Raw genomic sequence first — 15,093 nt, 5'->3', positions numbered from 1 at the left:
CATGATCGCGAATGGCGGCTTGCTCGACGAGCCGCCGGACGAACCGGATAGCTTTGCCACAATTGGAGGTCCCATGCCTGATTTCAACCCGGAGAATGTCCGCTCCCTGGTCAGCAAGGTCATGAGGGCGTCGCCTTCCGACGTCAGGCTTATCGCGCAGCGCCTGCATGACCATGCCGTCGAAGAGCGTATGTCGCCCGAGGCGGCGAGGGCTTTTGTCAAGGAACTCGGCTATGGCAGCCTGGAAGCCTTCTGTGCCGATATCGGCCTTCCCGGCCACATTGCCGAGCGCTGGGGCCGGTTCGGCGTCTCCGGTGAAATGCGCCAGGTCTTCACCTTGCTTGCCGCGCAGCGCCGGAAGATGGCCGAGGCCATCGCCGAATTCGAGGCCATGACCCATGTCGGCATCGAGGATTTTCTGCGCGAAAGAGGGCTGCTCTAAACCGCTGCCCGGAGGTCTCAGGACAGCTAGGTCAGCGCTGCGGCGCTGTCGCTGTCGGTAATCAGCACATTGGCGTTGACGGCTCCAAGGGCGGCGCGAATGGCCGGGATCTTGCGCTTGCCGCCGGCGGCAAGGACCAGGTTCGGCACGGCGCTGACGGCCTCGAGATCGATCGCCATGACCCTGTCATTGACCTCGTGGTCGACCATCCTGCCTTCGGCATCGATGAAGTAGCATAACATATTGGCAACTGCGCCCTTGGCCTTGAGCGGGGCGACGAAGGATTGCGGCACGATGCCGTGGCGGAAGATGGTGGCGTTGGCCGACATCTCTCCGACGGTCAGAAGAGCGACATCGGCCTTTGCCGCGCGTTTGCGCACGTCGAGCAGTTCCGGCTGGGCCCACAACAGGTCTCGCAGCTCGCGGCTGTGGGCGATGACCGGCGCGGTGATCTGGTAGCTGTCGACGCCAAGCGTCTCCGCAACCTTTGCCGCCACCGCCGACGGGTTGACCCATTGTGAGTGCGGCAGGCTGCCGACCAGGGCGACAACGCTTGCGTTCATGAGCTGCCGGCGGTTGAGAAAGCCGATGCTGGAGTGAAGCGTCGCCCCGCCGCCGATCGCCAGCGTCATGCCGTCCTGCATCTGCTGGTCGAGATAAAGCGCCACCGAATGGCCGATCGCCCGTTCCAGATGTTCGTCGGCCGAAGGTGTCGGCACCACGATCGCGGCGTCGAGCCCCCAACGCTTTTCCAACGCCCGCTCGAACTCGACCTGCCTGGCGGTCTGGGCGTTGATCGTCGTTACCACCACGCCGTCGGCGGTGCAGGCGGCGAGGGTGCGCATCACCTTGACCCGGCTGACCTTCAGCTTGTCGGCGATCTGTTCCTGGGTCAGGCCCTCGACATAATAGAGCCATGCCGTCTTCACCGCGAGGTCGGACGAGACCATGGCGGCACCCGGCTCGACCGGCATTTCCTGCTTCGTGCGCATTCCTTGTCCGGTCTCCCCCTCGGCGCCACAACGATTCTGGAGAATGGCTGTTCTGCAGTCTGGCGCAAGGGCCGGATGCCGGTTCCGAAGCCTGTTTTCATGCTCCAAATTTCGCAATGCAGCATGATCATTTGTATTTGACACGCAACAAATGATCATATCATAAATGTGTCAGCGTTCCGTCACCCAAGTGTCAAACGCGCTGTGTAGGGAGGTCGTGGCACGCGGATCTGAAGCCGACTTGCCATGTGTGGACACAACAGGAGGTTTCATGAAAACGACATTCGCCAGGCTGGCCGCAAGCCAGCTCGCCCTGGCCGTGGCGCTCTTCGCCGGCGCTGCCAGCGCTGAAACATTGACCCTTTATACGTCGCAGCCGGAAGCTGATGCGACCAAGACCGTCGAGGCCTTCAAGAAGGTCCATCCTGACGTCGACGTGCAGGTCTACCGTTCGGGCACCAGCGATATCCTCGCCAAGCTCGCCGCCGAGTTTGCCGCAAACAGCCCGCAGCCGGACGTGCTGCTGATCGCCGATGCGGTGTCGATGGAACTGCTGAAGAAGGACTCTCGCCTGATGGCCTATGCCGAGGCCAAGCTCGATGGCTTCGCAGCGGACTCCTATGACGTCGACAAGACTTACTTCGGCTCCAAGCTGATCACGACCGGCATTGCCTACAACACCGCAGCTGCCGAGAAGCCCGAGCATTGGGCCGATCTTGCCAAGCCGGCTTACGCCGACGGCCTCGTTATGCCGAGCCCGCTCTATTCCGGCGCCGCCGCCTACCTGCTCTCCGGCTTTACCGGCAATGCCGACTATGGCTGGGACTATTTCGACAAGCTGAAGGCCAACAACACGATCTCGGTTCGCGGCAACGGTGCCGTGCTGAAGTCCGTGGCCAGCGGCGAGAAGCCCTATGGCATCTTGGTCGACTTCATGGCGATGAATGCCAAGGCCAAGGGCTCGCCGGTCGAGTTCGTTTTCCCGTCCGAGGGCGTACCTGCCGTCACTGAGCCGGTGGCCATTCTTTCGACGGCAAAGAACGTCGCGGGCGCCAAGCAGTTCGTCGACTTCATCCTGTCCGACGATGGCCAGAAGCTGGCACTCGAGCAGGGCTACCTCCCGGCCAAGCCTTCCGTCGGCCGGCCCGCCTGGCTGCCCGAAGGCGTCGAGGTCAAGGTCATGAACTTCGACGTCAAGGCGATCGTCGAGAAGATCGAAGCCGACAAGGCGAAGTTCTCCGGCCTGTTCGGCGGCTGATCGTCCGACCCGGAAGGCCGATCGGCCTTCCGGGTCCTTTCTCCAGATTTGAACTGGCCGATGTGCCAGTATCGCGCGGCATCCTTGTTAGCGACTGCCGCCCTGCTTTCCGGAACCCGAAAATGTCTGTCAGGCTGAAACAAGGTCGCGGCCAGGAATGGGCCATGACGGTGGTGGTTGCCGCACTCATCGTGCTGCTGTCCATCCTGCCGATGCTGCGCCTGATCCAGGAGATCTTTGCTCCCGGCGGGACGCTGTCCACCGCAGCGATCAGCGCCGGACTGACCAATGCGACGACCTGGGTCGCCACCGGCAACACGCTCGTGGTTGGCTTCTTCGGCACAGCTCTCGCCGTGATCCTGGGCACCTCCGTCGCGCTGCTCGTCACCCTCACCGACGTGCGGGGACGCAGCGCCTTCGTGCTCTGCTACGTCATGCCGCTGATGATCGCCCCGCAGGTGACGGCACTCGCCTGGCTGCAATTGTTCGGCCCGGCCAGCCCGCTGCTCAAGATGCTCGGCATCGCGCCCCCGCTCGGCAGCCGCAATCCGCTCTATTCGCCGGAGGGCATTATCCTGCTGCTCGGCGTGCAGTATGGCCCGCTGGTCTTCCTGCTCGTGCGCGCCGGTCTGCGCAAGCTGCCGCGCGAGCTGGTCGAGGCTGCCCGCGCCAGCGGCGCCGGCTGGTTCACAGTGCTGCGCACCATCGTGCTGCCGCTGATGACGCCGTCGGTCGTTGCCGCCGCTGCACTTGCCTTCGTCTCCTGCGTCGGCAATTTCGGCATCCCCGCCTTCCTCGGCATCCCGGCAAACTATCTGGTGCTGCCGACGCTGATCTACCAGCGCCTCGCCGGCGGCGGCCCGGCCGCGCTCGGCGACGCCGCCTTCCTGTCGGTGTTGATCGGTCTCATCGCCATGGCGGGCATCCTCGCCCAGGAAGTGATGAGCCGGCGCCGCGACTACCGCATCAGCTCGACTTCGCTTGCTGCCGAACCCTACGAGCTTGGCAAGTGGCGGGTGCCGGTGCAGGTCGTGATGTGGTGCCTGATCGTGCTGATCCTGGTGCTGCCGCTGTTCGGCCTGCTGCTTTCGTCGCTGGTGCCCGGCTATGGTATCCCGCTCACCGCTGCCACCGCCACGCTCGACAATTATCGCTTCGTGCTGTTCGAATATGGCGCCGCCAGGCGCGCTTTCCTCAACAGCTTCGCACTGTCTCTCTCCGCAGCCGCCTTCGCCGTGCTGGTCGCCATCCCGGTCGCCTATCTCGTTGCCTGGAGCGGCAAGAAGTGGGTCAAGTATCTGAACCTCGCAGTCGAGTTACCCTATGCCCTGCCGGGCGTGGTGCTGGCGATTGCGTCCTTGCTGATGTTCCTCAAGCCGATTCCGTTCACCGGCATCCAGATCTACAACACCGTCTGGATCATCCTTTACGCCTATCTCGCACGCTTCCTGGTCCTGGCGCTCAGGCCGACGATCTCCGGCTACCACCAGATCGACCGTGCGCTCGAGGAGGCGGCGCGGGTCGCAGGTGCCAGCCTGTTCACCCGCATGCGCACCATCATCTTCCCGCTCGTCGCACCGGCGGCCCTTGCCGGCGGTCTGCTCATCTTCATGACCGCACTCAGCGAGCTGACCGTCTCGGCGCTGCTGTGGTCATCAGGTTCCGAGACTATCGGTGTGCTGATGTTCTCTTTCGAGCAAGGCGGCGATTCCAACTACGCGTCGGCGATTTCGGCGATCACGGTGGCGATTACCTTCGTCCTTATGCTGCTGGCAAATCTGCTTGCCGCCCACCTACCCAGCGGAGTGCTCCCATGGCGGGACTGACCATCAACGGCGTTACCAAGACCTTCGGTGATTTCGACGCCGTCAAGGATGTCTCCATCGACGTCAGGGACGGCGAGTTCCTCGCTGTTCTCGGGCCGTCGGGTTGCGGCAAGACCACGCTTCTGCGGCTCGTCGCGGGTTTCGAGAACGTCACATCGGGCGACATCCGCATCGGCCGCGAAATCGTCTCGACCGCGCAAGGCTGTGTTCCGCCGGAAAAGCGGCGGGTCGGCATCGTCTTCCAGAATTACGCTTTGTGGCCGCACATGACTGTTGCCGAAAACATCGGCTATTCGCTGAAGGTCGCCAAGGTCGATGCCGAAACGCGCAAGCGCCGGGTCGAGGATGCCATGGCGCTCGTCGACCTCAAGGGTTTTGGCGACCGCCGCCCCGCCAATCTATCGGGTGGCCAGCGCCAGCGCGTCGCGCTCGCCCGCTGCCTGGTGGCGGCACCGTCGCTGGTGCTGTTCGACGAGCCGCTGGCCAATCTCGACGTCCACCTGCGCGCGGCCATGGAGGACGAGTTCGCCGCCTTCCACAAGCGTACCGGCACGACGATCGTCTACATTACCCACGACCAGGCCGAAGCCATGGCGCTGGCCGACCGCATCGCCGTCATGGACAATGGCCGCCTGGCCCAGCTCGCGGCTCCTCGCGATCTCTATCGTGAGCCGGCCAACGAGATGGTCGCGTCATTCATATCAGAGGGCATCGTTATCCCGACCAAGGTGCTGATTCCGGCCGAAGGCGGCCATGTCAAGGTCGATGTGCTCGGCCAGGAGGTCGTGGTCCGCTGCCGTCCTGACGAGACGCGACGCGCCGAAGCCAAAATTTGCTGCCGGGCGCCTGAAATCTCGGCGGCCGCCCCAGACGAGCCGGGCATCGACGGCACGGTCAGGCGCGCTGTCTACAAGGGCGGCGTGGCACGCATCGAATTCGCCCCCGATGCCGATCCTTCGGTCGTGCTGCACTTCGAACAACCCGATCCCAATCCCTTCGAGGCCGGCGCCAAGGCGCGCGTCCGCATCGCCTCCGGCTGGCTCATCCCGGGCGGTGCCTCGGCATGAGCATGCGCATCGACCTCTGCGGTGGTTTCGGTGAGAAGGGACGCACCAGTGTCGCCGTGACAGGCGGCGACCGACGCATCCTGCTCGACGCCGGCATCAAAGTCGGCGCTTCCGGCGCGGAATACTATCCGGTGCTTCCTGGTGATGTCGGCGACATTGATGCAGTGCTGATTTCCCACGCCCACGAGGACCATGTCGGGGCGCTGAGCTGGTTGCTGGCGCAAGGCTATCGTGGCCGTATCTTGATGACGGCCGAGACGCGGGAGGAAGCTTCCGCAACGCTCGATGCCTATGCCGAGCCGGATGATTTCAAGCGCTTTCCGCTTCCCGAGGAACGGATAGAACTTTTTGAGCCCGGCGACAGCCTGATCATCGGCGGGCTGACGATAGCGACGGGCCGCTCCGGCCATGTCGTCGGCGGTGTCTGGTTCGCCGTCGATGACGGCAGCCGCAAGGTCGTCTATTCCGCCGACGTCGTGCCTGACAGCAGCGTGTTCGTCATGGATTCGATGCCGCGTTGCGACCTTCTTGTGTTCGATGCGTCCTATGGCGCCGATCCGGTAAGCGGTACGGCACGTGCGCAAGCCATCGCCGAATGGGTCGCGGCCCGGTCCGGCGGCTGCCTGCTGCCGACGCCGCTTTCCGGCCGCTCGCTGGAGCTGATGGCCATTCTCGATGGCCCCTTTGCCATCCATGCCAGCATGCGGGCATCGCTCGCCGTCCAGATCGAGGCGAGGACGGCTCTTCATCCGACGATGGTCCCCCAGTTACGGCAGCGTCTGGCCAAAGCCATTGACTGGCATGACTGCGATGCCTTGCCGGCCTGCCCGTTGCTCGCCGACGACGGCATGGGCAAGGCCGGGCCGTCGGCGATGCTTCTGCCGCTGGCGGACGCTGCCGGCTATCCCATCCTGCTCTCTGGCCACCTGCCGGCCGGTTCGCCGGGCGAGGTGCTGCATGCTGCGGGTCGCGCCAACTGGATACGCATGCCGACGCACCCGACATTGTCGGGAAGCCTGGCCATCTGGGAAGGCGCTGGACGCCCGACAGCTTTCGGCCATTCTTGCCTGCCGGGCATGCTCGCCGAGCTTGCGCCCCACATGCCGTCGCTGCGCACAGGCCTGCGCACCGGCGACAGCTACACTCTCGCTGCCTGAGGTCCGCCATGAGAATCCTGATCTGCAACGACGACGGCATCGCTTCGCCGGGCCTTGCCCACCTGGCGGCAGCTGCAGAGACCATCAGCGACGATGTCTGGGTCGTGGCGCCTGAACGCAAACACACCGCCGCGGGGGCCTCGCTGACCATGGCCGAGCCGCTCACCATGCGTCGTACCGCCGAGCGCTGGTACACGTGCTCGGGTCGCCCGGCAGACTGCGTCGTGACCGCCATGACCTGGCTGCTTGCCGGCGACGGCAGGCCCGACCTCGTGCTCGGCGGCATCAATGACGGCCGCAACGTCGCCGAGGATCTCGCCTACTCCGGTACGCTTGGCATTGCCCGCGAGGCGAGCTTCTGGGGCGTGCCGGCGATCGGCTTCTCGCAGGTCAAGTCGCCGGAAATCCGTGCCGGCGACGATGCCTGGCTCGGTGGCCTGATTGCCGATCTCTGGCGCAGGCGGGCTGATTGGGTGCTGGAGGGCCATTGGCTCAGCATCAACCTGCCGTCGTCGCTGCCGGCCGATATCCGCCAGCCAAGCATCGGTCGCGACAAGATCGCCCGCCGCTCCGAGGTCGTCGAACAGGATGGCGACCGCACCGTGCTCGTGGTGCCCCGCGGCCGTGAAAAAACAACAGTCGAGGGTGATGAGAACAGCACCATCGACGCCGGCTACATCACCATCAACCGCATCAACTGGTTTGGCGAGACGCGCCTTGCCGAGGGTTTTCTGAGGGCGCAATAGGTCGACATCGAGGCGAGTGTGGTTCGAACCGAGGTCACAGTCTCCGTCGCGCCAACAGCAGAAACAGCGCCAACGCACCGCTCATCAGGCCCAGTGCCAATGGCAGGCCCTGATGTCCGATCAGTTGCATGCTGAGGCCGGTCGCGGGCGAGCCCGCGATGCCGCCAACGCCCCAGGCCAGTGCGAAGCCTGCATTGCCGGCGATCAGGGCCTGGCCGGCGAAGCGTTCGCCGAGCTGGATCAGCGCCATGGTGTAGATCCCGAACGATGCGCCGCCCCATAGAAACAGCATCGGCCAGGTCAGCCACGCGTCGAAGACCAGCGGCAAAAGCAGGCAGCCGGCCAGGGACCCCAGCGCACAGAGCAGCATGGTCCGCGCCGCGCCAAACTGCTCGGCCAGCCGTCCGAGCAATATCTGCAGCAGGGCGTTTCCTGCGATGAAGCAGGTGATCAGCGAAGCGATCCTGCCCTCGGCGCTGCCAAGTGCTGCGCCATAAACCGCAAACAGGGAGATCAATGTCTGCTCGAAGGCTGCGGCGGCGAAAACCGCAAACAACAACAGCGGCGCAAGCGCGACGAAGCCGCCGATCGAAGCTGCGTCTCCGTTATGCGCCATCTTTGGCATGCGTTGTATGACAAAAAGCACGATTGTGCCGCAGACAAGGAATGCCACGATGCCGACTATGAATGGCGGCCAGCCATCGGTGCCGACGAAGCCCAGGGATAGCGGGCCGATGGCGAAGCCGCCTGAGACGATCGACGAGTAGAGGCCCATGATGCGCCCACGGCGCGATGCCGGCGTGATCGCCAGCAGCCAGGTTTCGCTGATCACGTAAAGCGGATTGGCGAAGAAGCCGAGCAGGAAGCGCAGCGGCATCCAGGCCCAGACGTCCTGCATCAAGGCGATCGCCATCAGCGTCGTTGCCGCCAGCATCGAGCACAGGATCGCAAGCCGTCCCGCGCCGATACGCTGCGTCAGCGCGGGTATGACCGGCGAAGAGACGATGAAGCCCAGCGGCGTCATCGCCGCCGACAGGCCGATCAGGCTCGGCTCTGTTCCTTGGCGTTCGAGGATGAAACTGAGCAGTGGATAGGTCAGCCCCTGTGCCACCGCAAACACCGTGACGGTGGCGATGACACCGGCCATCGCTTCCCATGGGACCTCTCGCCCCGATGTCGCGCTATCGGTCGTCATGCAGGCCTCGAAACAGGGCAAGGCACTCTCGGCTCGTCTGCAGGCGTGCGGGGTATTGGCGGTCAGGTGTCATCGGTCTTCTTCACGCCTGCCAGAAGTGCTTGGCGATCTCAGCCTCGACCTGTGGTGCCGTCAGGCCGATATCGTCGATCAAGTGGGAATCGGATTTCAATTTCTGCTCGAGTTCCCAGCGGAAGCGTATCCGCCAGCGCCAGTTGGCTATGGTGCCTGGCAGGGCCGCCCATCTCTCCCGAGGGGAGGCAGATGTGTCCATGCAAATATCGTTCATGCCACCCTCCGTCTGGTGCTGGAGCTTCGACCCGGATGAGGATGATTTCTGCAGAAGACGAACGGCGTCGTCCTTAAGTCCCGCCAAATAGTTCCAAAAACTTCCAAACCGGCTATAGATGCGCTGCATGAAGGGAGTGCGTTTCGCCTTTGGTCCGTTCTTGCTTGATCCGGATGCCGGAACGCTGCTCCGGAACGACGATCCCGTAGCCGTCAGCCATCGCGGGATGAAGCTGCTTGCGGCGCTGGTCGGGCGGTCGCGCGCCATCCTCGGCAAGGCCGAGTTGATGGATGCGGCCTGGCCCGGTACCACGGTCGAGGAGGGCAATCTCACCGTCCAGATCGCGCAGCTCAGGAAAATGCTCGGTCCTAAGGCCGACGGCGGCGAATGGATCTCCACGGTCCCGCGCGTCGGCTACCGCTTCCTGGGCAGGGTCGAGCAGCTTGGCGAAGCCCGGCGAAAACCCTTGCCGCTGCCCGACAGGCCGTCGATTGCCGTGTTGCCTTTCGTCAATGTCGGCGACGGTTCAGAGCAGGGGGCTTTCGCGGACGGCCTGACCGAAGACCTGATCACTGACCTGTCCAGGGTTCCAGGCCTGTTCGTCATCGCGCGCAACTCGTCCTTTGCCTACAAGGGGAGGGCGATGGATGTGCGCACGATCGCAAGCGAGCTGGGTGTGCGCTACCTGCTCGAGGGCAGTGCCCGGCGCGCTGCCGGGCGGGTGCGCATCAACGTCCAACTGGTCGATGCGGTGAGCGGCGATCATCTCTGGGCGGAGCGCTTCGACCGCAGCCTGGAAGATATCTTTGCCGTGCAGGACGAGGTCACGGGCAAGATCGTCGAGGCGTTGCTTGGCCGGTTGCGCACCCCGCCACCGCGCGTCCGGCCCAAAAACCTCGAGGCCTATGATCTGTGCGTCCGGGCACGCAAGCTGATGGACGATTCACCGCAAGCGGCGCGTGAAGCGCATCTGATGTTGTCGCGCGCGATCTCGCTCGATCCCGGTTACGCCGAGGCCCATCGCTGGCTCGCCATGAACCATTGGATGGGATGGGTGCACAGCGGCGGACCGGCGGAAGCCGCCCGCAAGATCGCGCTTAACCTTGCGCGCAAGGCTGTGGCGCTCGATCCCGGCGACGCCGGCTGCTGCTGGGTGCTGGCATATCTGCTGGCCTACGACAAAAGCTTCGCCGAGGCCGATGCGGAGTTCGCCAGGGCGATCGAGCTCGACCCGAACGAAGCCGACACCTGGGCTGCACTCTCCGACATCGCGATCCTTGCAGGACGGATCGAAGATGGCCTCGCTCACATCCGTAAGGCGTTCCGGCTCAACCCATTTCCGGCAAGCTGGTACTATCTGGTGCTTGGCCAGGCGCAGTATGCGGCCCGGGACTACGAGGCTGCCGCCGAGACGCTGCTGAAGGACGAGACCTATCGCACGAGCTCGCGCCGTTTCCTGGCGGCAAGCTTGGCCCAACTGGGCAGGCTCGACGAGGCACGTGCGGAAGCCGAACTGTTTCTTGTCGGCAACCCCGACTACACCACCCGCCACTGGGCCGCGACTGAGCCGTTCCGCGACGCCGCCACGCTTGCGCATTTCGTCGACGGTTTCTGCAAGGCGGGGCTTCCCGAGTGAGGCGCAAGTAGTTACCTGTCGCAATGTCGTCTGGCAAGTTCCATAAGATAGATTACGCGGCAATTGCTGTTGCCAGGGTGGGTTCTACCTTGAAGTGCGACTTTGCAGCGATACCAATGGGTTATCGCACGCAAGGAACCGCAGATGAAACGCACCTACTCGCAGATTGATCTCGATGAGCGGCGCAAGATCGCCCGCTGGCGTCAAGCCGGGGTCAGTGTCGATGTGATCGCCGAGAAACTCGGCCGACATCGTTCGACGATTTTCCGTGAGCTGCGCAGGAATGTCTTCGAGGACGCGGAGATGCCGGATCTGACCGGCTACTTCTGTGTCGCTGCCGACAGCAAGGCCAAGGAGCGCCGTAGCCGATATCGCAAGCTGGTGCGTTTCCCGCGCCTGCGATCGGCGATCATCGAGCGGATCAAGCATGGCTGGTCGCCAGAGCAGATCGCCGGCCGGCTGCACCTCGAGAGAAGCCCGACGCGGGTCTGCCACGAGACGATCTACCGCTTTGCCTATTCGAGCGACGGCCAGGAGATGAAGCTTTGGCATTATCTGCCCGAGCGTCGGGCGCGGCGCCGGCCACGCCATGTGCGGCGACGTCACGGCCGAAGATTCAGCCCAGAACTCAGCATTCTGCACCGCCCGGACATCGTCCGGGAGCGCAAGCAGCTTGGCCACTGGGAGTGCGACCTGCTGCAGTTCCGCAAGAAGTTCGGCAAGGCCAACATCACATCATTGGTTGAACGGGTCAGCCGATTTACGGTGTTCCTGCGCAACAACGACCGGCAGTCGAAGCCAATCATGGACGGGCTGATCGATACGTTGAGCGCCCTTCCCCATGGCGCGCGGCGTTCGATCACCTTTGATCGCGGCACCGAATTCACCGACTGGCCGTATCTCCAGGCCGGGCTCGGCGTGCAAACCTGGTTCTGCGACCCACAGTCACCGTGGCAGAAAGGGTCGGTCGAAAACACCAATCGCAGGGCCCGAAAATGGCTGCCGCGAGATCTCGATCCACTGTCGGTCAACGACAGCGACCTGAAGGGCATCTGCCACCAACTCAACACGACGCCGCGCAAATGCCTCGGCTTCAAGACGCCCGCTGAAGTGTTCCGGCAAAAGATGATGACGGCGCCGAGAACGTCAGGCTAACCTGAGCCGCTGCGAAGTCGCGCTTCGACGAGAACTCACACAGGGTGGTGGCCGCTGACGGACATTCGGCCACGCCGCCTGCCATTGCGAGGCGTCCGGCGCGTGTCTAGGGCAGCCTGGTGAGCACCACGTCACGACCGCGATCGCTGTTGAGCACGATCGCGTCGCTCCTGATGCGAACACTGTAGAGCCACGGCAGCACCCAGGGCGCGATACGCCATTGGTCGTGGATGTCGGTTTCGCTCGGGCGAGCGAGATACATGTCCGCATCGCATGCATCGAGCGAAAGCCGTGCCGTGCCAAAAGGCGATGTCACACGCATGCTCCAGCGGCCGTCAACATTGTCGATGCTTGCGGTCAAACCGCTTTCTGTGCTGCTGTACGTGCCAGACGGGTCGCTCCCGATTTGCCTTGGTGCTTCCACCCGTCGATAGCACCTTGAACGGCCGAACGTTTCGGTTCGTATGGATCCGTCCGCTTCCAACCAAAAGACAAATGCCGGCAGCGAACCACGGGCATGGAATCGGCCCACTTCCGGTTCCTCCAGTGCCGAGACGCCCATGCTGCCGACGATCGCCGGCAGTCCGCCCGACTCCTCGAGACCAAAGACGCGGCCGCCATCGTCGGATCGCCAGAACCCGTAACGGGTCTCGAGGGATGCAATGCCTTCCGGCGAGAGCAGGCCGCCAGGGCTGCGGCCAAGCACGATGTCGAGCATGTCGCGCGCGAGCCCAAACGATGAAAAATCATCGTGATTGGACAAGACGATGATGGAGATGTCCTCCGAGGTGTTGCGGAACGATTCCGAACGCGAGCCGGCGATCCAGCCGCCATGGCCGACGAGCGGAGCGCCCTTGTGGCATGTGTTGACGAGGCCTAGTCCATAGGGCGACGCGACGCCGTTGATCGTTACATAGGGCTTTCCCATGCGCTCGATCATCTCGGCTGTGCCGACCTTTGGCTCGCGCAGGTTTTGCTGCCAGATGATCATGTCCGCCAGGGTCGACACCAGGCCGCCTTCCCCGCCGATTGCAATGCCCCATGCGGATTTGAGCCACTGGCCCTGTGGGCCTCGCCGGTGATGATCCGCCAGACGGGGACGGATTTCGTCATCTCTCACCATCAGTTGCGTATCAGTCATCCCGAGGGGACCGGTGATGTAGTGCTCAAGTGCTTCGTTGAAACTCTTGCCCGTTACCTTCTCGATCAGTTCGGACAGCAGGAGAAAGTTCGAATTGCTGTAGAGGAGGTCCATCTCGGGTTCAAAATTGAGCCCCAGTTGCCATGCGACGATCGCCTTCGCCGCCGACCTGGAGGACGGCGCGGTGATTGGAATACCAGCCATGATCATCGAATCCAGGATGTCGCGAATGCCGCTGGTGTTCGATGCCAGATGGCCAAGCGTCACCCGGCTGCCCCAATCGGGCAGCCATGGAAAGTGATCTCGTATGTCGTCTTCGAGCGAAAGCTTGCCCTCACTCTCCAGCATGAGGATCATCAGCACGGTGAACTGCTTGCTTTGGGACGCTATTCGCACAACCGAGCGGTCCGTCAGCGGCAGTCGATGGGCCAGGCTGGCAAGCCCCCTCGCCCGTTGATAGACAGGGCGGCCCTTGTGCAGAACAGCTACGGCGACGCCGGGGCCGTCGGGCGATGCTGCCTCGGAGATACATGCATCAAGCAATGCGACTTCGGTTGATCCGAGCGATCCCGAACGCTGAGAAACAGACATTTGATGTTCCGCTAATATTCCGCGACAAGAAGCCTGTCCCCGTGAGGAACGGGGACAGGCGGTCCCTTACTTCTCCAGCGACACGTTCCAGAACGAGGCCCAAGGAGACGGCCAGAAACCCTTCAATCCGGGCGCCTTGGCCGAAAGTGCGCTAAAATTTCCAACCTTGATTATTGGTGCTTGCTCCATGATCAGCGACTGCACGGTGCCAAAAGCAGCAACGCGCTTCGCCGGATCGGCGGTGCCTGTCAGCGCCGTCATCGCATCCGCAATTTCTGGCGTGCTCCACCAGCCGACCGCCGTTGGAGAAAAGATATTGATCAGCGCCGGCTCAGCCAAGAACGGGCTGTGCGTGATGAAGATGTCCCACAATTCAGGATTCAGGATGCGCTGGGTCAGTGTCGCCCAATCGACGACCTCCATTTTCACGTCGAAACCAGCGAGCTTCAGGTATTCTGCAGCGACCAGCGCCATCTTGTAATGAAACTCGTACTGGCGGCTGGTCAGAATCCGCAGCGGCGTCGGCGTCGTCAGCCCGGCGTCGGTGAGCAGCTTCTTTGCTGCATCGGCATCGCCGACATCATAGTTGCCCTCAACACCGACGTTGCTATGCCATTGGTATCCCTCCGGATACATTGCGCCCTCGACAGCAAAGAATTTCGGGTCGCCAAAGGCGGCAGCGAGCATATCGCTTTCGCTGAGGGCCGCCTGCACGGCCTTTCTCACCTTTACGTCAGCAAGAACGCCTTGCTTGGCATTCATGCGCATCATCAGCCAACCGGAGTTCTGCAACAGAACCGCCTCTGACTTGCTGTCGGCGAGCCGGCCCATTTGTTCGACGGGCAGCGAGTCCGTATATGCAAATTGCCCCGCAATGGCCCCTTCGAGACGGGTGGAGGCGTCCGGTGCCGGAACGAACCTGATCTCGTCGAGATAAGCGATCCTCGCACCAGCATAACCGGAGCCTTCCTCGGCGCGCGGCTTGTATTTGTCAAAGCGCGTCAGCTGGATGTATTGATCCGGCTTGCGCTCCTTGAGCTGATAGGGGCCGGTGCCGATGACCTCGACCATCGGGTCTGTCTGCTTTTCGCTGGGCAGCATGATCGCGGCGGAATTGTTGAATGCAAGCAGAGCCGGCAGTGCTGAATAGGGCTTGGTCAGGGTGATACGAATTGTCGACTGATCGACAGCCTCGATCTGCTTGACGGTCGGAGCGATCTGCTTACCCCGGCCTGCGAGCTTCATCCAGCGGTCCAGGGAAGCGACGACGTCTGCGGCGTCGAACTGGGTGTCGTCGTGGAAGACGACGCCCTGGCGCAGCTTGATGGTGTACACGGTCCCATCGTCGCTCACCTCGGGCAAGCTCTCCGCCAGCAGCGGCGCGACATTCCAGTTCTTGTCGAAGGTAAAGAGCGTCTCGAAGATGTGCTGGCTGATCATGCCGACGAGATCTGTCGACGTAACCATCGCGTCGAGCGTTGGTGGCTCTCCAACCGTCGCGACATTGATGATGCCACCTTTGGTTGGCTCCGCATAAGCCGCAGATGCAGTTGAAAGCGCGGCCAACGCAGAAACAACAGCCAGTCTCATCGTCATAA

At 63.0% G+C, this 15,093-nt stretch carries 13 protein-coding genes; 8 read left to right on the top strand and 5 right to left on the bottom strand.

Translation table 11 applies throughout. The features are described from left to right. Positions 1-73 precede the first annotated feature (73 nt). On the top strand, positions 74-442 hold the full coding sequence (locus IG197_RS29495) for a hypothetical protein (RefSeq protein ID WP_192320102.1): 369 nt from the start codon (positions 74-76) through the stop codon (positions 440-442). Between the two features lie 26 nt (positions 443-468). Here the strand turns inward: IG197_RS29495 and IG197_RS29490 are convergent, their stop codons facing one another. Continuing rightward, positions 469-1,434, bottom strand: coding sequence for a sugar-binding transcriptional regulator (locus IG197_RS29490; protein ID WP_246765441.1), 966 nt, complete (start codon positions 1,432-1,434; stop codon positions 469-471). 271 nt (positions 1,435-1,705) lie between these two features. On the opposite strand from IG197_RS29490, the gene IG197_RS29485 reads away from it, so the two are divergent. From IG197_RS29485 to IG197_RS29465, 5 genes are all read left to right on the top strand, one after another. After that, positions 1,706-2,692: an ABC transporter substrate-binding protein gene (locus IG197_RS29485; protein WP_067968265.1), complete on the top strand. Its 987-nt coding sequence runs from the start codon at positions 1,706-1,708 to the stop codon at positions 2,690-2,692. Between the two features lie 122 nt (positions 2,693-2,814). After that, the gene (locus IG197_RS29480; protein WP_192320100.1) at positions 2,815-4,518 is read left to right on the top strand and encodes an iron ABC transporter permease; all 1,704 of its coding nucleotides are present in this window, start codon (positions 2,815-2,817) and stop codon (positions 4,516-4,518) included. Then, entirely contained in the window at positions 4,506-5,585 is a 1,080-nt protein-coding gene (locus IG197_RS29475; RefSeq protein WP_192320098.1) for an ABC transporter ATP-binding protein, read from the top strand. Before IG197_RS29480 ends, IG197_RS29475 begins: the two co-directional genes overlap by 13 nt. Further along, positions 5,582-6,742 carry an MBL fold metallo-hydrolase gene (locus IG197_RS29470; RefSeq protein ID WP_371746577.1) on the top strand — a complete coding sequence of 387 codons (1,161 nt, stop codon included), beginning with the start codon at positions 5,582-5,584 and terminating at the stop codon, positions 6,740-6,742. Before IG197_RS29475 ends, IG197_RS29470 begins: the two co-directional genes overlap by 4 nt. An 8-nt stretch (positions 6,743-6,750) precedes the next feature. Beyond that, positions 6,751-7,488 carry a 5'/3'-nucleotidase SurE gene (locus IG197_RS29465; RefSeq protein ID WP_192320097.1) on the top strand — a complete coding sequence of 246 codons (738 nt, stop codon included), beginning with the start codon at positions 6,751-6,753 and terminating at the stop codon, positions 7,486-7,488. 34 nt (positions 7,489-7,522) lie between these two features. Here the strand turns inward: IG197_RS29465 and IG197_RS29460 are convergent, their stop codons facing one another. Both IG197_RS29460 and IG197_RS36925 read right to left on the bottom strand, forming a co-directional pair. After that, on the bottom strand, positions 7,523-8,683 hold the full coding sequence (locus IG197_RS29460; RefSeq protein ID WP_192320096.1) for an MFS transporter: 1,161 nt from the start codon (positions 8,681-8,683) through the stop codon (positions 7,523-7,525). Positions 8,684-8,765: 82 nt separating this feature from the next. Beyond that, positions 8,766-9,101, bottom strand: coding sequence for a DUF1127 domain-containing protein (locus IG197_RS36925; protein ID WP_371746576.1), 336 nt, complete (start codon positions 9,099-9,101; stop codon positions 8,766-8,768). Here IG197_RS36925 and IG197_RS29450 point away from each other — a divergent pair. Both IG197_RS29450 and IG197_RS29445 read left to right on the top strand, forming a co-directional pair. Continuing rightward, the gene (locus IG197_RS29450; protein ID WP_192320095.1) at positions 9,091-10,608 is read left to right on the top strand and encodes a winged helix-turn-helix domain-containing tetratricopeptide repeat protein; all 1,518 of its coding nucleotides are present in this window, start codon (positions 9,091-9,093) and stop codon (positions 10,606-10,608) included. The two genes, IG197_RS36925 and IG197_RS29450, sit on opposite strands and share 11 nt — an antisense overlap. Positions 10,609-10,752: 144 nt before the next feature. Then, on the top strand, positions 10,753-11,763 hold the full coding sequence (locus IG197_RS29445; RefSeq protein WP_192320093.1) for an IS30 family transposase: 1,011 nt from the start codon (positions 10,753-10,755) through the stop codon (positions 11,761-11,763). A 106-nt stretch (positions 11,764-11,869) separates the two neighbouring features. Here the strand turns inward: IG197_RS29445 and IG197_RS29440 are convergent, their stop codons facing one another. Both IG197_RS29440 and IG197_RS29435 read right to left on the bottom strand, forming a co-directional pair. Further along, complete coding sequence (locus IG197_RS29440) at positions 11,870-13,495, bottom strand: serine hydrolase (RefSeq protein ID WP_192320091.1); 1,626 nt, start codon at positions 13,493-13,495, stop codon at positions 11,870-11,872. A 66-nt stretch (positions 13,496-13,561) separates the two neighbouring features. Next, positions 13,562-15,091, bottom strand: a complete 1,530-nt coding sequence (locus tag IG197_RS29435; protein ID WP_371746575.1) for an ABC transporter substrate-binding protein — start codon at positions 15,089-15,091, stop codon at positions 13,562-13,564. Positions 15,092-15,093 lie beyond the last annotated feature (2 nt).

The sequence above is a fragment of the Aminobacter sp. SR38 genome (assembly GCF_014843375.1).
Lineage (GTDB): Bacteria > Pseudomonadota > Alphaproteobacteria > Rhizobiales > Rhizobiaceae > Aminobacter > Aminobacter ciceronei.
Note: the sequence above shows the minus strand (reverse complement) of the source record. Positions and strands in the feature narration are given on the sequence as shown.